Source organism: Kitasatospora sp. NPDC059160 (assembly GCF_042755465.1).
Lineage (GTDB): Bacteria > Actinomycetota > Actinomycetes > Streptomycetales > Streptomycetaceae > Kitasatospora.
The window spans coordinates 46337-67069 of the sequence record NZ_JBHZCN010000013.1 but is presented as its reverse complement, the minus strand read 5'-3'; the positions used below and the strand labels follow the sequence as shown (position 1 = coordinate 67069).

The 20733-nt window shown below is 72.4% G+C and carries 19 protein-coding genes; 12 read left to right on the top strand and 7 right to left on the bottom strand.

What is annotated here, in order from left to right:
* The first annotated feature begins 29 nt into the window (after window positions 1-29).
* Entirely contained in the window at window positions 30-1088 is a 1059-nt protein-coding gene (locus ACFXOZ_RS08105) for a GlxA family transcriptional regulator (protein WP_380588459.1), read from the top strand.
* Here ACFXOZ_RS08105 and ACFXOZ_RS08100 read toward each other — a convergent pair.
* Both ACFXOZ_RS08100 and ACFXOZ_RS08095 read right to left on the bottom strand, forming a co-directional pair.
* The gene (locus ACFXOZ_RS08100; protein WP_380588456.1) at window positions 1054-2568 is read right to left on the bottom strand and encodes a sensor histidine kinase; all 1515 of its coding nucleotides are present in this window, start codon (window positions 2566-2568) and stop codon (window positions 1054-1056) included. The genes ACFXOZ_RS08105 and ACFXOZ_RS08100 overlap by 35 nt on opposite strands.
* Window positions 2565-3281 carry a response regulator transcription factor gene (locus ACFXOZ_RS08095; RefSeq protein ID WP_380397058.1) on the bottom strand — a complete coding sequence of 239 codons (717 nt, stop codon included), beginning with the start codon at window positions 3279-3281 and terminating at the stop codon, window positions 2565-2567. Before ACFXOZ_RS08095 ends, ACFXOZ_RS08100 begins: the two co-directional genes overlap by 4 nt.
* Window positions 3282-3622: 341 nt before the next feature.
* Here ACFXOZ_RS08095 and ACFXOZ_RS08090 point away from each other — a divergent pair, with 341 nt between their 5' ends.
* Window positions 3623-4525, top strand: a complete 903-nt coding sequence (locus ACFXOZ_RS08090) for a CAP domain-containing protein (RefSeq protein WP_380588454.1) — start codon at window positions 3623-3625, stop codon at window positions 4523-4525.
* Here ACFXOZ_RS08090 and ACFXOZ_RS08085 read toward each other — a convergent pair.
* A complete protein-coding gene (locus ACFXOZ_RS08085) occupies window positions 4518-5801 on the bottom strand; it encodes a citrate synthase (RefSeq protein WP_380588451.1) in 1284 nt (427 codons plus the stop codon). The genes ACFXOZ_RS08090 and ACFXOZ_RS08085 overlap by 8 nt on opposite strands.
* Before the next feature lie 157 nt (window positions 5802-5958).
* Here ACFXOZ_RS08085 and ACFXOZ_RS08080 point away from each other — a divergent pair, with 157 nt between their 5' ends.
* Both ACFXOZ_RS08080 and ACFXOZ_RS08075 read left to right on the top strand, forming a co-directional pair.
* A complete protein-coding gene (locus tag ACFXOZ_RS08080) occupies window positions 5959-7110 on the top strand; it encodes a citrate/2-methylcitrate synthase (protein WP_380588448.1) in 1152 nt (383 codons plus the stop codon).
* A 195-nt stretch (window positions 7111-7305) separates the two neighbouring features.
* On the top strand, window positions 7306-8574 hold the full coding sequence (locus tag ACFXOZ_RS08075) for a (5-formylfuran-3-yl)methyl phosphate synthase (RefSeq protein ID WP_380588445.1): 1269 nt from the start codon (window positions 7306-7308) through the stop codon (window positions 8572-8574).
* A 98-nt stretch (window positions 8575-8672) separates the two neighbouring features.
* On the opposite strand, the gene ACFXOZ_RS08070 is transcribed toward ACFXOZ_RS08075, so the two are convergent.
* Entirely contained in the window at window positions 8673-9308 is a 636-nt protein-coding gene (locus tag ACFXOZ_RS08070; RefSeq protein WP_380588442.1) for a TetR/AcrR family transcriptional regulator, read from the bottom strand.
* A gap of 147 nt (window positions 9309-9455) precedes the next feature.
* On the opposite strand from ACFXOZ_RS08070, the gene ACFXOZ_RS08065 reads away from it, so the two are divergent.
* Window positions 9456-10214: an SDR family NAD(P)-dependent oxidoreductase gene (locus ACFXOZ_RS08065; protein ID WP_380588439.1), complete on the top strand. Its 759-nt coding sequence runs from the start codon at window positions 9456-9458 to the stop codon at window positions 10212-10214.
* A gap of 96 nt (window positions 10215-10310) precedes the next feature.
* Window positions 10311-10784 carry a hypothetical protein gene (locus tag ACFXOZ_RS08060; RefSeq protein WP_380588436.1) on the top strand — a complete coding sequence of 158 codons (474 nt, stop codon included), beginning with the start codon at window positions 10311-10313 and terminating at the stop codon, window positions 10782-10784.
* Between the two features lie 925 nt (window positions 10785-11709).
* Here ACFXOZ_RS08060 and ACFXOZ_RS08055 read toward each other — a convergent pair.
* The gene (locus tag ACFXOZ_RS08055; RefSeq protein ID WP_380588433.1) at window positions 11710-12534 is read right to left on the bottom strand and encodes an alpha/beta hydrolase; all 825 of its coding nucleotides are present in this window, start codon (window positions 12532-12534) and stop codon (window positions 11710-11712) included.
* 223 nt (window positions 12535-12757) lie between these two features.
* Here ACFXOZ_RS08055 and ACFXOZ_RS08050 point away from each other — a divergent pair, with 223 nt between their 5' ends.
* Window positions 12758-13564 carry a hypothetical protein gene (locus tag ACFXOZ_RS08050; RefSeq protein WP_380588430.1) on the top strand — a complete coding sequence of 269 codons (807 nt, stop codon included), beginning with the start codon at window positions 12758-12760 and terminating at the stop codon, window positions 13562-13564.
* Window positions 13565-13863: 299 nt separating this feature from the next.
* Here ACFXOZ_RS08050 and ACFXOZ_RS08045 read toward each other — a convergent pair whose 3' ends face one another.
* Window positions 13864-14217, bottom strand: coding sequence for a DUF6401 family natural product biosynthesis protein (locus tag ACFXOZ_RS08045; RefSeq protein WP_375884320.1), 354 nt, complete (start codon window positions 14215-14217; stop codon window positions 13864-13866).
* Window positions 14218-14359: 142 nt separating this feature from the next.
* Between ACFXOZ_RS08045 and ACFXOZ_RS08040 the strand changes: the two genes are divergently transcribed.
* A complete protein-coding gene (locus tag ACFXOZ_RS08040) occupies window positions 14360-15286 on the top strand; it encodes an LLM class F420-dependent oxidoreductase (protein WP_375884322.1) in 927 nt (308 codons plus the stop codon).
* Between the two features lie 245 nt (window positions 15287-15531).
* Here ACFXOZ_RS08040 and ACFXOZ_RS08035 read toward each other — a convergent pair whose 3' ends face one another.
* Window positions 15532-15891 (bottom strand): hypothetical protein, encoded by a 360-nt coding sequence (locus ACFXOZ_RS08035; protein WP_380526682.1) that lies wholly within the window; start codon window positions 15889-15891, stop codon window positions 15532-15534.
* 335 nt (window positions 15892-16226) lie between these two features.
* On the opposite strand from ACFXOZ_RS08035, the gene ACFXOZ_RS08030 reads away from it, so the two are divergent.
* The 4 genes from ACFXOZ_RS08030 to ACFXOZ_RS08015 all read left to right on the top strand — a co-directional run bounded on the left by ACFXOZ_RS08030 (window position 16227) and on the right by ACFXOZ_RS08015 (window position 20592).
* On the top strand, window positions 16227-17444 hold the full coding sequence (locus tag ACFXOZ_RS08030) for a helix-turn-helix domain-containing protein (protein WP_380588428.1): 1218 nt from the start codon (window positions 16227-16229) through the stop codon (window positions 17442-17444).
* Between the two features lie 210 nt (window positions 17445-17654).
* Window positions 17655-17804, top strand: a complete 150-nt coding sequence (locus ACFXOZ_RS08025; RefSeq protein ID WP_380588425.1) for a hypothetical protein — start codon at window positions 17655-17657, stop codon at window positions 17802-17804.
* A gap of 79 nt (window positions 17805-17883) precedes the next feature.
* Entirely contained in the window at window positions 17884-20139 is a 2256-nt protein-coding gene (locus ACFXOZ_RS08020; RefSeq protein ID WP_380588422.1) for a WD40 repeat domain-containing serine/threonine protein kinase, read from the top strand.
* Window positions 20140-20271: 132 nt separating this feature from the next.
* The gene (locus ACFXOZ_RS08015; RefSeq protein ID WP_380588420.1) at window positions 20272-20592 is read left to right on the top strand and encodes a hypothetical protein; all 321 of its coding nucleotides are present in this window, start codon (window positions 20272-20274) and stop codon (window positions 20590-20592) included.
* The last annotated feature ends 141 nt before the right edge of the window (window positions 20593-20733 follow it).

The following is a 20733-nucleotide window of genomic DNA, read 5'->3' as shown; positions in this document are numbered from 1 at the left end:
CCGGCACCGGAGTGAGAGAGGGAGGCCCCGTGAAGAGCGCGCAGCGGCTGGTCGTCATCGTCCTGTTCGAGGGCGTCGACCTGCTGGACGTCACCGGACCGCCCGAGGTGTTCGCGCTGCTCCGGCGGGAGACCGGGGACGCGGTCGGCTACCGGGTGGTGCTGGCCGCCGCCACCGCCGAGCCGGTCACCACCGCGGCCGGGGTGCGGATCCTGCCCGACCTGACCTTCGACCGGGCCGCCGCCGAGGGCGGCATCGACACCCTGCTGGTGCCCGGGTCGGTGGAGGTCGACGCGGCCGGTCGGGTCCGGGCGGTGGCCGACCCGGAGGTGGTCGGGCAGGTGCGCCGGCTCGCGGCCCGCTCACGCCGGGTCGCCTCGGTGTGCGTCGGAGCGCACCTGCTGGCCGCCGCCGGGCTGCTGGACGGCAAGCGGGCCACCACCCACTGGTCGACCGCGGGCCAACTCGCCGCCGAGTACCCGCAGATCGAGGTCGACGCCGACCCGATCTTCATCCGCGCGGGCGAGGTCTGGACGGGCGCGGGCATCAGCGCCTGCCTGGACCTTTCGCTCGCCCTGGTCGCCGAGGACTTCGGCGAGGAACTCGCCCTGCGGGTCGCCCGCCAGCTGGTGATGTACCTCAAACGCCCCAGCGGCCAGAGCCAGTTCAGCGTCCCGCTGGAGCCGGTCTCCACCACCCGGCGGATCGAGGAGCTGCGCCACCACATCCTGCGCCACCTGACCGGCCGGCTCACCGTGCCCGAGCTGGCGGCCCACGCGCACCTCAGTGAACGGCAGTTGATCCGGATCTTCAAGACCGAGCTGGGCACCACCCCGAGCGCCTACATCGAGTCCGCCCGGGTCGAACTCGCCCGCCACCGGCTGGAGTCGGGCGACGACACCCTCGAACGCATCGCCACCGCCTGCGGGTTCGGCACCACCGACACCCTGGTACGGGCCTTCCGCCGCCGACTGGACACCACGCCGACCGACTACCGCCAGCGCTTCCGCACGGCCGTCACGGCCCTGGCAGATGGGACGGGTACGACGGACGTCACGGCCCCACAGGCTGACACAGCCGCACCGTGAACACCGTGCGGCCCGGCCGGCTGGCCGCCTCGACCGTGCCGCCGTGCGCCTGGACCACGGCCCGGACGATGGCCAGGCCCAGCCCGGTCGAGCCGGTGGCCCGGGAGCGGGCCCGGTCGCCTCGGACGAAGCGTTCGAAGACCCGTTCCAGCAGCTCCGCCGGGATCCCCGGCCCCTCGTCGGTGACGCTCAACTCGACGTGCTCGGCGCCGGGTTCGAGGCGCAGCTCGACCGCCGTGCCGGCCGGGGTGTGGGTGCGGGCGTTGGCCAGCAGATTGGCCACCACCTGGCTCAGCCGGTGCTCGTCCCCGTGCACCAGGACCGGCTCCTCGGGCAGTGCCAGGCGCCAGCGGTGGCCGGGCCCGGCCGCCCGGGCGTCGGCCACGGCGTTCAGCGCGATCCGGGTGAGGTCCACCTCGTCCCCGGCCAGCGGGCGGCCGGCGTCCAGCCGGGCGAGCAGCAGCAGGTCCTCGACGATCGCGCCCATCCGCAGGGCCTCGGCGTCGATCCGCTCCAGTGAGTGCCGCACCTCGCCGGGCACCTGGCCCGGGTGGCGCAGCGCCAGTTCGGCGTGGCCGCGGACGGCGGCCACCGGGGTGCGCAGTTCGTGGCTGGCGTCGGCGGCGAAGCCGCGCAGCCGCTCCTCCACGGCGTGCCGGCGGGCCAGCGCGTCGCCGACGTGGCCGAGCATCCGGTTGAGGGCGGCGCCGACCCGGCCGACCTCGGTACGCGGGTCGTCGTCGGGGACCCGCTCGGCGAGCAGCACCTCGCCGCTGGCGAGCGGCAGTGCGCTCACCCGCTCGGCCATGCCGACCACCCGGCGCAGCGGGCGCAGCGACCAGCCGACCCAGACCGCCCCGGCGGCGCCGGCCGCGGCGACGGCGATCGCGAAGACGGTCAGCTCCAGGGTCTCCAGCCGCGTCACGGTGTCCTCGGCCGGGCCCAGCGGCAGCCCGCTGACCAGGACGTCGCCGTCCCGCCCGGCCACCGCGCGGACCCGGTAGTGGCCCAGGGGGCCGCCCAGGTCCAGGGTGCGGGCCGGGCCGCCGGCCGGCAGGGCGGCCAGCGAGCGCTGCTGGTCGGGCGTGAAGGCGACCCGGTCGTCCGCGTTGTCCGGGTCGTCGACGTCGTCGGCGTCGCCGTCGACCACCCCGGCGGCGGTGACCCGGCCCCCGAGCAGTCGCACGCCCAGGGTGCCGGGGGTCTGGGCCCGGGTGTCCGGGCCGGCGCCGGTGCCGGTGTGCTCCAGGCTGGCGGCGTACCGGCCGCCGGCCTCGGCGAGCTGCTGGTCGAGGCGGTCGACCAGGAAGTGCCGCAGGGCGGCGGCGGTGGCGAAGCCGACGGCGGCGCAGGTGACCACCAGCAGCACCAGCAGTCCGGCGATCAGCCGGGCCCGCAGGGTGCGGGGCAGCAGCTTCCGCAGCGCCCTGGTGACCCGCGCGGCGGCCCGTCCCACTGCGCGCGTCGTCGCGCGCCTCATTGCGCGGCCTTGATCAGGTAGCCCGCGCCCCGGACGGTGTGGATCATCGGGCTGCGGCCCGCGTCCAGCTTCTTGCGCAGGTAGCTGATGTACAGCTCCACGATGTGCGCCTGCCCGCCGAAGTCGTACGACCAGACCGCGTCCAGGATCTGCGCCTTGCTGAGCACCTGCCGGGGGTGGCGCATCAGGTGGGCGAGCAGCGCGTACTCGGTCGGGCTGAGCTCGATGGTCTCGCCGTCCCTGGTGACCTCGCGGGCCCGGTCGTCCAGGACGAGGTCGCCCAGCACCAGGGCGTGCGCGGGCGGTCGGCGCGGCCCGTCCGTCGGCGCGGCCCGGCGCAGCAGCCCGCGCAGCCGGACCACCACCTCGGCCAGGCTGAACGGCTTGGTGACGTAGTCGTCACCGCCGGCCGCGATCCCCGCGATCCGCTCCTCGACGGCGTCCCGGGCGGTGAGGAAGAGCACCCGCACCTCGGGCTGCTCGGCGTGGATCCGGCGCAGCACCTCCAGGCCGTCGAGGTCGGGCAGCATGACGTCGAGCACCACGGCGTGCGGCCGCCAGTGCGCGGCCTCCCGGACGGCCTCCAGGCCGGTGGTCGCGCCGCGCGCCTGCCAGCCCTCGTAGCGGACGGCGCCGCAGACCACCTCGACCAGGTCCGGTTCGTCGTCGACGACCAGGACGCGCCAGTCCGGGCGGTCGGCGGTGTCGTCCATGCTGCTCCCTCGGCTCCCTCGGCTCGGCGGTGGACGGCGTCCGTCCTGGCGGCGTTCGTGCCGGCGCCGCTCATTCTGGCCCGCCGCGATGAGAAACCCGTGAGACCACCGGAACCGTTTCCGGGCCCCCGCACCTCCACTGACCTGGGCAAACGTGGCCGGTGGCAAGCGCCGGCCACGGGACGGACCGGCCGTCCGGCGGCTCGTCGGGCGCCGTGCACGAGCGCTTCCCGCGGGTCATCCTGGGAGGGGAGGGGTGCCGCCGCCTGACATCCACCCCGCTTAAGCGGCGAGGGGCCCGCACGAACCAACAGGTCGTGCGCAGAGTCCTGGAGGATCCCATGACGAATCTGCTCGACTGGCGCTCCTGCTACAAGTGCCAGACGCTCTTCTTCGACATGCTTCCGGAGAAGGGCGCATGCCCTGCCGGGGAGGGCCACAAGGCCTTCGGCTTCGCGTACAGCTTCCCCTCCGACGCCACCGAGACCCCGACGCAGCAGTCGAACTGGCGCCAGTGCGGAAACTGCTACGCACTGTTCTTCGACGGCTTTCCCACGAAGGGCACCTGTCCCACGGGTGGTGGCCACCGGGCGAGCGGCTACCTGTGCACTGTCCGGCACGACGGCTCGGCGGACGCGCCGACCCAGCAGACGAACTGGCGCTTCTGCGGCAACTGCTACGGCATGTTCTTCAACGGTTTCCCGGAGAAGGGGCGGTGCCCCGCGGGCGGCGGACACCAGGCGAGCGGCTGGGTGTTCGTCATCGACCACTGGCCGGACGAACCCCAGGACTTCATGGACTGGCAGGAGCTCACGGCCTTCGACCTCGTCAACAGCGCCCGCCGGCAGAACGGGGCCCCGGACGTGTCGATCGATCCCGGGCTCGTCGGTACGACACGCGCCCACAGCCAGGACCTCGCCGACCACCCCGGTCTGAAGGACCGGACGTGGAACGGATGGCCGGGCCACCTGGGGTCGGACGGCAGCACGCCGCCGGACCGCATCCTGCACGCCGTCGGGATCTCCGGCAGCGAGAACGTCTACATCGGCTGGTCCTCCGGCAGCGCTCCGCTGCCCGCGCCCCAGGACGCGTTCACCTGGTGGATGGGCGAGCCGATGCACCGGGCCAACCTGCTCGACCGCAACCACACCCGGGCCGGCCTGGGCGTCTCCTACGGGCCCGGCACGGCCCCCGACGGGAGCCCGGCCACGTACTTCTACTTCACGCAGGACTTCGTCAACTGAGCGCGGTGCCCGCCTTGTCGCTCGCCCGGTCGTCCTGCGGGCGCGGCCCGGTGTAGGTGGCCCGGGCGCGCATCCGCAGGGGTTCCTCGCGGTACTCCTCCACCGCGTGGGCCAACCAGCCAGGGGTGCGGGCCACGGCGAAGATCACCTCGCCGGCCTCCGCGGGCAGTCCGGTGGTCAGCGCCATGGCGGCCAGTGCCAGGTCGATGTTGGCCCGCTGCGCGGGCCGGCCGGCCGGGCCCGCGGCCGCCTCCACCGCGGCGACCGCCGCCACCACCTCCGCTCCGCCGTCGAGTCGGCGGACCGCGTCGAGCAGGGCGACCGCCCGGGGGTCGCCGTCCGGGTAGAGCCGGTGGCCGAGCCCCGGGATCGGCCGGCCGGTGCGCAGGTAGTCGGAGACCACGGGGACCGCGCCGTCGGCCAGGACCTCGGCGAGCATCCGGTGCGCCAGCGGGCTGGCGGCGCCGTGCAGGGGGCCGTCGGTGGCACCGAGTCCGGCGGAGACCACCGCGTACGGATGCGCCCGCGCCGAGGCGGCCACCCGCGCCGCCACGGTGGAGACCGCCAGCTCGTGGTCGATCAGCAGCACGAGGGCCCGGTCCAGGCAGGCCAGCTCCCCGAGGGCGGGGGCGGCGGGCGCCAGCCGGCTCCACAGCCGCGCGGCCAGCGGGGCGTCGGGCCCGGGGTCGGGTGCGGTGCGCGGCAGGGCCTCCACCATCCCGGCGATCAGGGCCGCCCCGGCGGCCCGGACGGTCTGCTCGCGCAGGTCGAAGCGGAGCGGGTCGAGCGCGGCGGCGACGGTGACCGAGATCCGGAGCCGGTCGGGCAGCCGGATCCCGTCGGGCAGCGCGGCGGCGGCCCGGGCCAGCGCCTCGGCGGTGGCCGGCGGCACCCGCAGCTCCACCGGGGCGTCGGTGTCCAGCCCCCAGAACCAGCCGATCACGGCCTCGAAGCCGTGCCCGGCGGCCAGGTCGACGGCGTCGCGGCCGCGGTAGTGGAGCCGGCCGTTCTCGATCAGGGTCAGCCCGGTCCGGACCTCGACCGGTTCGCTGCCCCACCCCGGTTCGGCGCCCGACGGCTCGCCCGCCGCCGGTCGCACCGGCGCGCGACGGCCGCGGGCGGCCAGCTCGGCGACCTCGCGGGCGTCGAAGGTGCTGCCCTTGCCTCCCGGGGCCCGCTCGCTGCTGAGCTGCCCGCGGCTGGCGTAGGCGTACACCGTCTCCACCTTCACGCCGAGCTGCTCGGCGACCTGCTGGGTGGTCAAGCGTTCGGCCATGGTCCGTCCTCGTCGTCCTGTGACGCCTCCGCGCCTTGATGATCCACAGTATTACACATTGATTTCAATCAACATTGACAACATGGATCAATGGTCGGAGAGTACAGAACGTCGCCGGAGCACCCGGCCGGGAAGATCCACGAGAAGGGCCACTGCCATGCCGAGCACCACCGAGATCGAGGTCCCCCGCGGCCTCAAGGGCGTCGTGGTCACCGAGACCGAACTCGGCGACGTCCGCGGCCTGGAGGGCTTCTACCGCTACCGCCAGTACTCGGCGATCGACCTCGCCGAACAGCGCACCCTGGAGGACGTCTGGCACCTGATGCTCCTCGGCGAACTGCCGGACGCACCCGCCCGCGCCGCCTTCCTCGCCCGCACCACCCCGCTGCGCCGCCTGCCGGACGCCCTGCGTCCGCTCCTGCCCGCCCTGGCGGCGAGCACCGCGCACGGCGGCCCGCTCGCCACCCTGGGCGCCGCGCTCTCGGTCGCCGCCGCCGACCGCGGCATCCGCCCCCTCTACGACACCGCGCCCGAACAGCGGATCGAGGACGCGCTGTTCGCCACCGCACTGGTCCCCACCGTCCTGACCGCGCTGCACCGGCTGCAGCAGGGCCGCCAGCCGGTGGAACCGCGCGACGACCTCGGCTACGCCGCCAACTACCTCTACATGCTGACCGGCGAGGAGCCCGGGCCCGCCGAGGCCCGGGCGATCGAGCAGTACCTGATCTCCACGGTGGACCACGGCTTCAACGCCTCCACCTTCACCGCCCGGGTGATCGCCTCCACCGGGGCCGACCTCGTCGCCTGCCTGGTCGGCGGGCTCGGCGCGCTCTCCGGGCCCCTGCACGGCGGCGCGCCCAGCCGGGCCCTGGACACCCTGGACGCCATCGGCACCCCGGACCGGATCGACGGCTGGATCCGCGAGCACGTCCTGGCCGGCGACCGGATCATGGGCTTCGGCCACGCCGTCTACCGCACCGAGGACCCGCGGTCCCGGATGCTGCGCGGCGTCGCCGAATCCTTCGGCGGTGAACTCGTCGACCTCGCCGTCCAGGTGGAGGCCCGGGTCGAGGCGATCCTGGCCGAACTCAAGCCGGGCCGCGAACTGCACACCAACGTCGAGTTCTACGCCGGCGTGGTGATGCACCTCTGCGGCCTGCCGAGGGAGATGTTCACCCCCACGTTCGCCGCGGCCCGGGCGATCGGCTGGAGTGCCAACATCCTGGAGCAGGCCGCCGACCCCAAGATCATCCGCCCGGCCGCCCGCTACACCGGCCCCGCGGCTCCCCAGCCCCTGCCGACGGCCTGACCGCCGTGACCGCCCCGGCCGCCCGCGTGCTGAGGGCTCCGGGCTCCGGGCTCGGGGTGGATCGGAACAGATTCATCCGAACGAGTGAACGACACAGGTGCCCCATGCCCACCCCTCGCTAACGTGCCCGAGGATTCCCGGCAGACCATCGGAGGGGTGGGTTCCGTGGAAGCGGATCGGCGTTTGCTGGTCAGTGTGTTCGGACCGCAGGAGGCACGCGAGGCGGTGCTCGGCGGTGCCCGCATCATCGACAGCGAGGACCCGCGCAGCGCCCTCGGCACCATCAAGCCGCGGCGGATCATGGACATCGCCGACGCGGTGCTCGCCGCCCGCCGGGCACTGCCCGTCCAGCTGAGCACCAACATCGGCGAGGACCAACTGCTCTTCCGCCGGGCCGACAACGGCCTGGCCCTGGCCAAGTCGGCCTACGAGCAGGTCGGCAAGGCGGCGCAGGCCGCCCTCGGAGTGGCCCTCGCGATGGGCACCCGGGTGCACCCGTGCGGGATCGTCAAGGTCGGCCTGGACGGCATGACGGCGGATCAGGCCGGCGAGGTGCTGCGCGAGATCGTCGCCACCGTCCGCAGGGCCGACGGCCTGTCGGCGACCCGGGTGATGGCCGTGCTGTTCGCCCAGGACCTCGACCTGTGGGACACCCGGAAGACCCTCCCGCAGGTCCGCCGCGCCCTGGTCGGCCTGCGCGAGTACCAGCCCTGCGCCCCGGACGCCCCCGGCGCCTTCGACCTCGCCGACCACGCCGACGCCCTCGGGCTGCCCGGCCTCCCCGAGGAGGCTGCGCTCAAGGCCGCCGGTGCCCTCCCGGACGCCGCCCGCGGCACCCACGTCGCGGTCACCGAGCCCTTCCCGCACGACCGTTACGGCCTGACCCGGGCCCGCCGCACCGACCGCGCGGCGATCCGGGCGATGGTCGAGGCGAGCGCCGCGGCCGGTGCGGACGCGATCATGCTCGACACCAGCATCCTGCTCAAGGTCGCCCGGATCGGTCTGGTCTCCACCGCCGGCAGCACCGAACTGGTCGACCTCGACCGCCACGACACCGACGCCCACGGCCTCGCCCGGGCCGGCATCCTCACCCTCGACGAGGTCCGCTACTTCGTCGACCTCTGCCACGCCCACGGCCTGGAGGCCAACCTGGCCGGCTCCCTCCAGAGCCACCAGGCCCAGCAGCTCTGGCGCCTCGTCCCCGGCCTCGACCAGCTCTCCGCCCGCGGCGGCGTCAGCGCCCTCGCCCGCGACCCCGAGGGCGGCACCGGCCGCGCCACCCGCCACGACCGCACCGTCCAGCGGTCCCTGGTCCGCGGACTCGTCCCACCCGAGCAGCACGGCCACCTCCTCGTACCGCCCCCGATGGCCGGCACCGAGGACCTCGCCACCCTCCTCAAGCGCCACCCCGACCTCCCCGCCTACCTCACCACCCCCCACGGCGACCTCACCCCCCTCGCCTGAGCTCGCCATCGTTCGACGACGGCTACGGGGGCCCCGCACGCCCGCGGCTCCGTGAACCCCCTGCGGCGCTGGGCGGCGGCGTACGAGTTCCCCGTGGATCAGGCCTGCCGCTCGGAGGCGTACCGGGCGAGCGTGGTCTCCACCGCCTGCTCGACGGCGTAGCGGACGTCGGAGGCCGAGGGGTCCCAGTCGGTCAGCAGCATGCGGGGCCACAGGACGTAGTTGGCGATCATCCCGAGGAACTGGTTGGCGGCGCTCTCGGCGTCCGGGACGTCGGCGTTGCCGGCCTCGTGCTCCGACTCCAAGTAGCGCTGGACCGAGGTGAAGTAGGGCAGCTTGCCGAGCCGGAACTGCATCTGCCCCAGTTCGGGGAAGCGGGGCAGCTCGGCGATGACGATGCGGAACAGGGCCGTCATGCCGGGCCGGCTGATCAGGTCGGCGTAGCGGTGGCCGATGGAGGTCAGGCCGGAGCGCAGGTCTCCGGCCTGGGGGCGCGCGACGGTGTCCGCGGTGTCACGCTGCCAGGACTCGGTGACGATGGCCTCGAAGAGGGCTGCCTTGGTGGGGAACTGCTTGAACAGGGTGGACTTCGAGACGGCCGCCCCTTCGGCGATGCGGGCGAGGGAGGTTCCGTCGTAGCCGCCGCTCAGGAAGAGGTCCGTGGCTGCGGAGATGATCGCCGCACGCTTCTGCTGGGCGAGACGGCGGTGGTGTGCGGAGAGCTCTGCTGCCATGCGTGCAGTATGCCCCAGACCCGAGGCGAGTCACTTGACTCGCCTCTTTCGGCGTGCCTACGCTGCCACAGAAAGGCGAGTCGTCCGACTCGCATCTGATGACGGTGCCCGACGCCGCTTCGGCGCCGTGCGATGAGGGAGCAGCTGATGACAGCCGACAGGATCGCTCTGGTGACCGGTGCGAACCGCGGCCTGGGCCGGAGTACGGCCCTCGCGCTGGCGGCGCGCGGGGTGCGGGTCGCGGTCACTCATCGCGGTGATGCGGCCGGGGCCGAGGAGACCGCGCGGCACGTGCACGCCGCGGGTGGGACCGCCGCTGTCGTACGTCTCGACATCAGCGACATCTCCTCCTTCGGAGCCCTCACTTCCGAGCTGAGCGCACTGCTCGAGCGCTGGGGGGCCTCGCGGCTCGACATCGTGGTCAACAACGCGGGGGTCGGCGTTTTCGGTCCGCTGGAAGCTGTCACGGCCGACGACTTCGACACGGTGTTCGGCACGAACGTGCGGGGCACGTTCTTCCTCATCCAGTCGCTCGTGCCGCTGCTGGCGCAGGGCGCCCAGGTCATCAACGTCTCGTCGTCGTTGACCCGCCGGACCAGTCCGGCGACCTCGGTCTACTCCGCCTCGAAGGCCGCCGTCGAAGCGCTGAGCCGCACCCTGGCCGCAGAGCTCGGCCCCCGAGGTATCCGGGTCAACTCCATCGCCCCGGGGCCGACCGCCACCGACTTCAACGGCGGTGCCATGCGGGATGACGCCGGAATGCGCCAGGGGCTGGCCGGACAGACCGCGCTCGGCCGCGTCGGCGAACCCGAGGAGATCGGCGACGCCATCGCCACACTGGCGTCGGAGGGCCTGAGCTGGATGACCGCCCAGCGCATCGAGGTCTCCGGCGGCTTCCTCCTCTGACCGATCGACCGACCGACCGGGCGGGCCCGTCCCGGGCCGCGCCGGATGGTGCCCACGTAAAGTGAGACCTTCGATGGAGTGGCAGGGGTGGAGACCGTGGAGATCACCGTCCAGTGGATACGGACGTCCTGGACGAAGCGGTCCCGGGGAGGAGAGGCCGCGGCTCGCAGGAACGCGGCCCCGGTCGGCTTCACCATCCCGAACGCGCCGTCCTCGTTGGCGCACGTGGTCCGCATGCATGAGCGTGACGGCTTCGAACCCAGTGGCGGCCAGGAGGAACTGGGCAAGGTCGACGTCCAGCTTCGCGAGGCCGACGGACGGTTGCGGGTCCTTCCCCGAGTGCAGCCGCTGTTCGCCGTACCGGCTCGGCCGCGGCGTCCCCCGGCTGTGCGTCTTGTCCCCGGACAGTGGGTCCGTTGGCAGCTCAACTACCGTTTCAGCAGTGCGGCGGGGACGCAGGACTGGTCGTACTGGCTGGATACCTTCAATGTCGCCTACGGCCCCGTGACCGCCGATGCCTTCTCGTCGGAGTCCACCGTGTTCATCGACGAGCGGGGACCACTCCGGTAGCGGCTTGGTGGTGTGACCGAGCACCGGGGTGTCCGGCCTCCGCTTCGGTGCTGCTGGGCTGTCCGAGGTCGACCAGGAGTCTGTCGATACGGTCGCCGGTGCAGCGGTGGCGTTCGACCGCGCGGTCCCAGCCGCGCTCGGCGGCGTCGCGGGCGAGGGCTTGCTCAACTTCGCGTCGCGCCCGCAGTCGTGGCGCGTACCCGGGCGTGGTGGCGAACGTCGCGCAGGTCAGGTAGAGGTCGCACGCGCAGGGGCCCTCCACGGGAAGCCTGAGACAGCGGCCGAGTTCGAGCTCGGTCCTGAAGAAGTCGGTCCTGAGCCAGTCGATCGACGCGTCCGGCAGGGGGCCGTTGCGCAGTTCGTCGCCGCGGCGGCCTATGGCCGACCCTGACCCAGAGCGTTGGCCTGTCCCGGTCTGTGGCCGCCACACCCGCGACGACTTCACCCTGTTCCCCTGCGGCATGGTCGAATTCCTCCGCAAGCTGTTCCTGGACGAGTTCGACCCGTACCCACTCAGCATCGATCTTCGCGACGCCTCACCGTGCTACGTGCACTGGTTCGAGCAACAACGGCGCTCGAAGGCGGGCTTGGACCGATACTCCGGTGAACCACGGCCGGCCAACCAGTAGGGGTTGTCGAGGCCCTGCTGGTCATGGCCACTCGTTGGTCGCTGCGACCAGCACGGCGTCTCGCTCGGCCCCTGTCAGAGCTCATCCAACTCCCGGCCCTCAACGCCTATGAGGCCTACTCGTCCTGCGCCAACCGTGCCAAGCGCGCCTACCTGTGCAAACGCGGCATCAAGGCCGTCGTCCCGGAGATGCGGGACCAGACTGCCCGAGTTGAATACGCGAGCTCACCATTACCGAGGCCGGTCTCACCCTCTGGGCCGAGGGCGGCCCCGGCGGTAAGGCGTGGGGCGCCGGGGTCAGGGGGTGGCGGTGCGGGGCTGGCGGGGGAGCGGGAGGGTGAGGGCCTCGGGGGAGGCGGGCGGGAGGGCCAGGGCGGAGGCGGTCTCGGCGGGGAGGGGGCGGAAGCCGAGGAGGCCGGTGGTGAGGCGGGTGGTGGCGCGGTGCCAGTCGGGGATGCGCTGGAGCATGGCGTGGCCGCTGCCGGTGACGGTGTAGCCGCAGACGCGGGCGCCGGCGGCGCGGCTGCGGGCGGCGAAGGCGTGGGTGTCGGCGGGCAGGGTGACGGTGTCGCGGTCGCCGTGAAGCAGCAGGACATCGCGGTCAGCGAGCTGCTCGCAGGGGTCGGCGGCCGGGCACCAGGGGGCGAGGGCGACCAGGCCGGTGACGGCCGGGTGCCCGCCGGCCCGCAGCGCGGCGCGGCCGCCCATGGAGTGGCCGACCAGGACGGTTGGCACCGGGCCGAGCGCGGCCGTCAGTTCGTCGAGTGCGGCGGACGCGTCCCGGGCGGCGTCGGCGCGGGCACCGTTCCAGCCCCGGTGGCGGTAGCGGACGGTGGCGATGGCGACGTCCTGGCCCGCGGTCTCCCGGGCCAGGCCGCGCAGGAAGCCGTGCATCCGCAGCAGCGGGAGGTTGAACCGGCGGGGCCGGGCGAGGTTGTGCTCCTCACCGCCGTGCAGGACCAGGACGGCCGCCCGGGCCACCGGGGGCCGCACCTGCCAGCGCAGCGCCCGGTGCGCGGCCGCACCGGCACCCGGGCCCGTACCCGTGCCCGCGCCCGTACCTTCGCCCGCGGTGGCACCCGGGCCCGCACCGCCACCGTTCACCTTCGCACCGTCCAGCACAGTCCAGCTCCGTCCCGCCCTGTCACCGTCGATCCGCAGTCCGTGGCCCCCGCCCCCGTCGGCCCGGACCGCCACTGTACGCGTGCGGACGGCGGGACCGTTCACCCGACGGAACCATCCCGGACAATCCGGCGCGCGCGGTCGGGGTGGGGTGCTGCTATCCACGAAGGGTGGGGGGTCGCCTGCGCCGCTCGTGGCGCCGTGTCATCGAGTGGAGGACTCCGTGGCTCAGCAGCTCGCACTCTCCGTCGACTTCGGGTCGGGTTTCACCCAGGCCTGGGGCAAGATCGCCAAGGTCGTCCCGCAGTTCATCGCCTTCCTGGTGATCCTCGCCATCGGCTGGTTCGTGGCCAAGGCGATCGCCCGGATCCTGGACCGCGTGCTGCGCCGCGTCGGTTCCGAGAAGGTCGCCGAGCGGGCCGGGATGGCCCGGTACCTGAGCGGCTCCAAGTACGACATGACCGGCATCATCTGCAAGATCGTCTACTACGCGGTCCTGCTGATGGCGCTCCAGCTGGCCTTCGGCGTCTTCGGGCCGAACCCGATCAGCGTGATGATCCACAGCATCGTCGCCTGGCTGCCCAGGGGCATCGTCGCGGTCGCGATCGTGGTGGTGGCGATGGCCATCGCCAACGGCGTGCGCGACATCGTCGGGAACGCGCTGTCCGGCGCCTCGTACGGGCGCACCGTCTCCACCGTGGCCTGGGCGTTCATCGTGGCGCTCGGGGTGATCGCGGCGCTCGGCCAGGCCGGGATCGCGACCGCGATCACCGGGCCGGTGCTGATCGCGGCGCTGGCCACCGTCACCGGGGTGCTGGTGGTCGGCGTCGGCGGCGGTCTGATCATGCCGATGCGCCAGCGCTGGGAGCGGTGGCTGGACAGCGCGGAGCAGGAGACCGCCCGACTGCGCGGCACCGCCTACCAGGCCGGCCGCTCGGACGCGCTGGCCAACCAGCCGATCCGCCCGACCACCCAGACAGGCCCGGGCAACCCGCCGGTGCCGGGGATCGACCCGGGCGAGAATCGGTAGATCGGTCTACGGGGTCTGGCTGGTTTACCGGTGCACCAGGTAGGCCTGGTACGCCCGGCGTCTCGGGCCTACCTGGTCCACCTGGCCTGATGGGAGATCTCTAGACCGGTCTACATATCCATTGGGCTCCACACAAGATAGGTAGACCGGTCTACAGGCTCAGAGAAGCCTGTAGACCGGTCTACCTATTAGCTTCGCCACCAGTAGACCGGTCTGCATAGTTTTCCCGCGATGCCGCGATGCCGCGATGCCGCGATGCGCGATCGGTGGACCGGGTCCACCCCTCCCGCTTCCTCGGATCAGGCCTCCAGCAGACCCTGGTCACGCACCAGCCAGCAGATCGCCGTCAGCCTGGTCACGGCGTAGTCGTAGCCGACCGGCTCTCGCCAGCCGATCTCGGTGAGCGCGTCCAGGAAGCCGAGCGCGTAGTCCGACAGTTCCTCACGGTCCAGCGGCTGGGGCGCGAGCTCCGCGCCCTGTGCGTACAGCAGCTCGCGCAGCATCGCCGCGTGCTGGTCGACGGCCGCGACGAAACCGGGCTCGAAGGCGAACTCGGCCAGCCGGGGCGTGAAGGCGGCCACGATGCCGGGCAGCGGGCAGCCGGCCGGCTCGTCGGGGGAGCGCCGGAAGGACTCGTCGGGGGTCGCGAACATCCGTCCACGGTAGGCGAACCGCTGTGGTGGCGAGCCGGGCTGTGACGGTTCCGTGCTGAGACCTTGGCCACCTTCGGAACGTTCCGTGGCATGGCCGGTTCCCTGTGTTCCCGAACGGGTGGTCCGTACCAGAATGGCCCGCATGGACCTCCGCATCTTCACCGAGCCCCAGCAGGGCGCGAGCTACGACACCCTCCTCAAGGTCGCCCGCACGACCGAGGAGCTCGGTGTGTTCAGCGCCTTCTTCCGCTCCGACCACTACCTCAAGATGGGCGACGTGGACGGCCTGCCCGGCCCCACCGACGCCTGGATCACGCTGGCCGGCCTGGCCCGCGACACCAGCACCATCCGCCTCGGCACCCTGATGACGGCCGCCACCTTCCGGCTGCCGGGCGTCACGGCGATCCAGGTCGCCCAGGTCGACGCGATGAGCGGTGGCCGGGTCGAGTTCGGCCTCGGCGCCGGCTGGTACGAGGCCGAGCACGCCGCGTACGGCATCCCGTTCCCGAAGGAGAAGTTCGGGCGGCTGGAGGAGCAGCTGGAGATCATCACCGGGCTGTGGCGGACCAAGCTCGGCGACACCTTCGACTTCGCCGGGGAGTACTACACCCTCACCGACTCGCCCGCGCTGCCCAAGCCCGTCCAGGAGCGCATCCCGGTGCTGGTCGGCGGCTCGGGGCCGAAGCGCACCCCGGCGCTGGCCGCCCGCTTCGCCGACGAGTTCAACCTGCCGTTCGCCTCGCTGGACGACACCGCCGCCCAGTTCGGCCGGGTCCGGGCCGCCGTCGAGCAGGCCGGACGCTCGGCCGACGACCTGGTGTACTCCAACGCCCTGGTGCTCTGCGTCGGCCGGGACGACGCCGAGGTGGCCCGTCGGGCCGCCGTGATCGGCCGCGACGTGGCCGAGCTCAAGGAGAACGGCCTGGCCGGCACCCCGGGCGAGGTGGTGGAGAAGCTCGGCCGGTACGCGGCGGTCGGCAGTGAGCGGGCCTACCTCCAGGTGCTCGACCTGAGTGACCTCGACCACCTGGAGCTGGTCGCCGCACAGGTGGCCCCGCAGCTCGGCTAGCGAGCCGGTTCGGAGTCGGTTCGGAGTCGGTTCGGCGCCTCATGGGTCGCCGTGCGTGCCGACTGCCGGGAAGCGGCCGCGGTCCGGGGCGTGAGCGCGGTGTCCTGGGCCGCAGCGACGTTGCCGCCGGTTCACTGACGGCCCGCCGGAGACCCCGGCGGGCCGTCGGAGCAGGTCCAGCGCCACGACTTCGTCCGTGTCGCCGATCCGGACGAAGTCGTGGGTCACCCGCGGATGTCGGTGGACTACCGGGAGACCGTCCGGCCGTCCTGGCTGCCGTTGTCGGTCGGGTACAGGTGCGCCCACGAGAGGGTGCACGGGAAGGTCCACCACGCGTTGTTGTACCCGGACTGGTACTTGTCGTTCCAGTTGAAGGAGTAGTAGTTGCCGCAGACGTCCTGGGCGGTGATGTAGAACTCCTCGTCGGTGTCACCGATGTTGACGTGCCAGCCGACGACGTTGTTGTTCGCGTAGACCTGGTACCACGAGCCGTGGCTGCTGCTGGCGCTGTCCGAGCCGCTGGAGGACGCGGACGCGGTGCCTGCCGCACCGAGCACCGTCGCGCCGGCGATGGTGAGCGCGACGAGGATCTTCTTCGCGTGCAAGGTTCTCTCCCTTGGTAGCTGGGGGTGGAGACGGAGCCCGTCGGCGTTTGCCCGCTCGCCCGGGTTCGGCCCGCCGGCGCTCATTCATCCGCACCGACGGCCCGTCCGAAAGCCCCGGCGCCGTACAGCGGACACCGGACGACAGACCCGGACGCCCGGGGGCTCCCCACGGTCGGCGCGGCGGCGCAGGCGAGGGCCCGGCCGGGGAGGCGATCACGAGTTTGCTCGTTCACACGCGCGCGACCACGTTCTTCCGGTACAACCTGACATGTCTGGACAGGCGTGGACGGGCAAGGCCCGTCCCACCTGTCACCGGGGGCAGACGGGAGGGCGTGATGGGCCAGGAGGACGAGGTTGCCGAGTTCCTCGACCGCTTGAGACAACTGCGGGCCCTCGCCGGCAATCCGTCGTTCCGGACGATGTCCAGGACGTCGGGAATCGTGTCGCACTCCGCCCTGCACGAAGCGCTAGCCGGCCGGCGGTTACCCACCTGGCCCGTGGTGCGCGAGTTCGTCAAGGCCTGCGGCGGCGACGAGGCGGAGTGGCGCCGGGCCTGGGCCGCAGCGGCGAACCCGGCGAGAGGGCCCGGCCGCCTCCCGTCCGACGCCGCCCACGAGGCGGACCACCCGGTCGAGCAGCCCGCCGGACCCGCCGAGGCGCTCGGCGCGACCGGCTCGCCCCGGCCCGCGCCCGTGCCGGGACGGAGGTGGTTCGGGCGGCGCGGTGGGGTGGCGTCCCACGGAGCCGCCCTGCTGGCGGGCATCGTCATAGGCGCCGTCACCGGCTACGTCGTCGGCAGCCCCGCCTCCGCCCAGCGGGAGGTGAGCGCAGCGCAGCAGTGCCAGGACGCGATCAGTGACGACGGCGTCCAGCAGCCGCTCGCGGCCCACGGTCAGCGGGCCCTGGACGCCGCCGACCCCGCACCGGCCGGCCAGTCACCGGGCACACCGGCCTGGGTCGGCCGCCCCGGCGCGGAGGCTCACATCCTGACCGGCACGAGCGCCACGGTCCCGATCACCCAGAACGTGGCCGCGGGCGACGCACTCGTCGTGTCGCTCATGCTGACGTCCACCTGCCCGGCCCCACTGACCGTCACGGACAGCCGCGGCAGCCGCTACCAGCTGGTCGCGGACGTGTTCGACACCCGCCACCACCGCGTGGCCATCCTCGCCGCGTTCGACGTGGCCGCCCTCTCGACCGCCGACCACCTGGCGGTCACCTACGTCACCGCCAGTAAGTACCACGTGGTCGTCGACGAATACCGCGACATCCACTCCGTGGCCGCTCGGGCGACCGGCCTCGGGGAGTCCGGGGGCACCAGTTTCGGCATCACCGGCCCCACCTGCCGGGCGGGCCAGCTCCTCGTCGGCGCCGTGGGTTCGAACAGCGGCACCGGCCCGCTGTTCGAGCCCGGCTGGGCTGACCTGCCGACGGTGAAGCTGTCGTCCTACTGGCTGACGACCGGTTACCAGCTCGTGCGGACGCCGGGCCCCTGCTCCCTCTCCGGAGCCACGACCGCCCAGTGGGGCGCGGTTCTGGCCGTGCTGCAGTAGGACCGGTCCGACCCGTAGCCCCCGCCCGGCTCGGCCCCCGCCCGGTGAACGCATGCCGTCAGAGCACTGGACAACGCGGCCGACCGGCCGCCCCACGCGTGCTCGTTCAGGCCGTTGCGGCGTAGAGCGCGGGGATTCGGCCTACGGAGGACCACTTGTGCTTGACCCGGTCGATCGGATCGTCGACGATCTCCTGCCCAACGCGCCGGCGTGGTCGGCGTCGCGCTCGGCTACGACGACCACCTGTACGTTCTCGAAGGCCGCAGCGCGAACATGGGCGCCAACGACTGGGGCCGCACGGCGTGCAGGCTCGCGCTGGAACTTCGGGTTACGAGCCTGCGCAGCCTCGCCGGGGTGTGAGATGCTCGCGCCAACATGGGTAACAGGATTGCGAATGGCCAGAGTTGCGGCCGAGGAGCCTAGGCATCGGAGGAGGTCGATGGAGCCGTTGGGGGAGGCGGACCAGCTCACGATCGGTTCGTACCGGCTGGTCGCGGAGTTGGGGCGAGGCGGCATGGGGCGGGTGCTGCTGGGTGTTGCGCCGGACGGGCGGTTGGTCGCGGTAAAGGTCGTCCGCTCACAGTTCGTGGAGGACGACGGATTCCGTACGCGCTTCCGCCGCGAAGTGGAAGCCTCCCGGCGGGTGTCCGGCGCGTACACGGCGGCCGTGATCGATGCGGATGCAGATGCGTCGCTGCCGTGGCTGGCGTCGGTCTTCGTCCCCGGCCCGTCCCTGGCCGATGTCGTCGAGACGACGGGCCCGTTGCCGACAGAGGCGGTCGTGCGCCTGGCTGCCGGACTGGCTGCCGCGCTCGGCGGGATTCATCGGGCTGGGCTCATCCACCGCGACCTCAAGCCGTCCAACGTTCTGCTCGCCGCCGACGGGCCCCGAGTCATCGACTTCGGGATCGCCCGGGCCACGGACAGCGAGGGCGGCACCGAGATCACCCACACGGGCTGGCTTGTCGGTTCCCCCGCTTTCATGTCCCCGGAGCAAGCCGAGGGGCGTGAACTCACCTCGTCCAGCGACGTGTTCTCGCTCGGCGCGGTGCTCGTTCAGGCATGTACCGGGCGCAGCCCGTTCGCCGGTACATCCGCGCCGCAGACGCTCTACAAGGTCGTCCATGCCGTACCCGACCTATCCGCAGTCCCGAAGGAACTGCGGGGGCTCGTCGCCCTGTGCCTGTCCAAGAATCAGGCGGTGCGGCCCACACCCGCAATGATCGCGAGTGCCCTTGGACCACTGGCTCCGTCCGTACGGCCGTGGCCCGCCGCCGTGCACGCCCTGATCGACGGACAGCACGACGCCATTGCACACATCCTCGAACTGCCAGAGGGCGAAGTACGGTTGGTGGCGTCCGACAGTGGGACTGTTGTCCTGACGGGGCGTGCGGCGAACGAGGAGCTGTCGACCATAACCGCGTTCCCTGCGCCGGCGGGGCCGGAACGCCCCGTTCCGCCGCCCGCTGCGGAGGATTCCCCGGCGGATAAGGGAACAGGCGAGCCGGCGCCGCGTCGGCGCCCGAGCCGGCGAACGCTCCTGTTCGGCGTACTCGGCGCAGGTGCCGTCGCCGCGGCTGCGGTGCCGCTCGCACTGAGCCAGACCTCGGGCACCCCGACCGCGGGCAGTTCAGGGACGCTCCCGCCGCCGACAACCTTGCCGAGCACGTCACCGTCGGTTCCGGCGAGTCCGAGCCCGTCCTCCACTCTCTCGGCAACCCCGACGCCGCCCAACACCCCGTTGGATCCCACGTACAACGTTTCTTCCAAACAGCACACCAGGCTGACTGCCCTGGACTTCAGTCCGGACAACAAGCTCCTCGCGGTAGGCGATAGGGACAGCTTCGTGATGCTGTGGAACAGCCCCGGCCTGGATGTCGCGACCAACCTTGGCAGCACCGCCGTGCCAGGTGTCGACGACAACCTCACCTTCGCCGTGAAGTTCAGTCCGGATGGCTCGCTGCTCGCCGGCGTCGACGACTTCGCGACGATCACGCTATGGGACATGGCGTCCCGGAAGGTGGCGGGCACCCTCCAGGGCGACAAGAACCAGAAGAAGGCCGGGTACGCGAATCTCGCGTACAGCCCGGACGGCAAGATCCTGGCGTACAGCGCCAACAGCGTGATCACCCTGTGGGACGTCCAGAGTCGCTCCTTGGCCGCCACCCTCGTCAACAGCCCGGTAAAGCGGCCCATGGTGAGTAACGCCGACGGGGATGTGCTGCGCATGGCGTTCGCCCAGGACGGCCGCACCATCATCGCGTCGACCTTCCAAAATCTGCTGCGATTCTGGGATGTCCGCAGCGGCACGCTCACCGCAACGGTGGAAAATGCCGGGGACGGTGTGATCGGTCTCGCGGTCAGTCCGGACGGCAAGGTCCTCGCCACGGCCTCCCGGGGCGAGGTGAAGGTGTGGAACGTCGCCACCCGTGAGGTGATCGAGACGTTGCCCTTTCCCCCGAACCCGGTCTGCGCCCTGGCGTTTAGCCCGGACGGCGGCTCGCTGGCTGCTGCCGAGCAGGACGGGGGGATCCGGATCTGGTCCACGGCTACCTGGAACCCCGTCCGCGGGTTCGATCAGGCGAAGGCCCTCGACCCCAAACCCTTCATGCCGTGGCCCCTCGTCTTCAGCCCCGACAGCAGGTTCCTGGTCGGAAACTTCGACTACAGCCTGGCCCTCTGGAAGGTCGGCTGAGCCAGCGAGGCTGAACCCAGGCAGATGCGGCGGTAGGGCAGTCGCAACGGACGTCGTGGGGAATTGAATCCAGCCGATCTTGCAAGAACCCGTCCAGCTACCTGCGGGAAACCGATGGTATGTTGGCGAACCATGAAGCTGACGGGGGTGCGGCTGATCGCCGTGGAGCTCGTGGGGGCCGTGGCCGTTGCTGGCGCGGTGGCCGGGATCGCTGCTTCGGGGGACACCCAGAGCAGGCCGAATCCGAACGCGAGCGCGTCATGGGCAGCGGACTTCGAGGCCAAGCAGCAACGCTCCATCGACGCCGGGAAGGGCGCACAGATCCGGATCGAGGGTCGAGGTTACGAGCGGTCCCAGGCCCTCTGCGCAGCCGAGTGGGCCAAGCTGGGGCTGCGGCGTCAGGCAGAGCTGGATGAGACCGCCTTCGCCGCAGGGTGCGAGTTCCAGCGGTAAGAGCAGGGCTGCGTGGGAGCCGTTCAAGGGCCGCCCGGCGCTGCGAGCGGGTCGGGCCGGTCGAAGGACGGGTCCCCGGCGCGGGAGCCGGTCGCGGATCGGACGGGGAGCCGGTCCTGATCGGCGGGGACGCGGTCGACC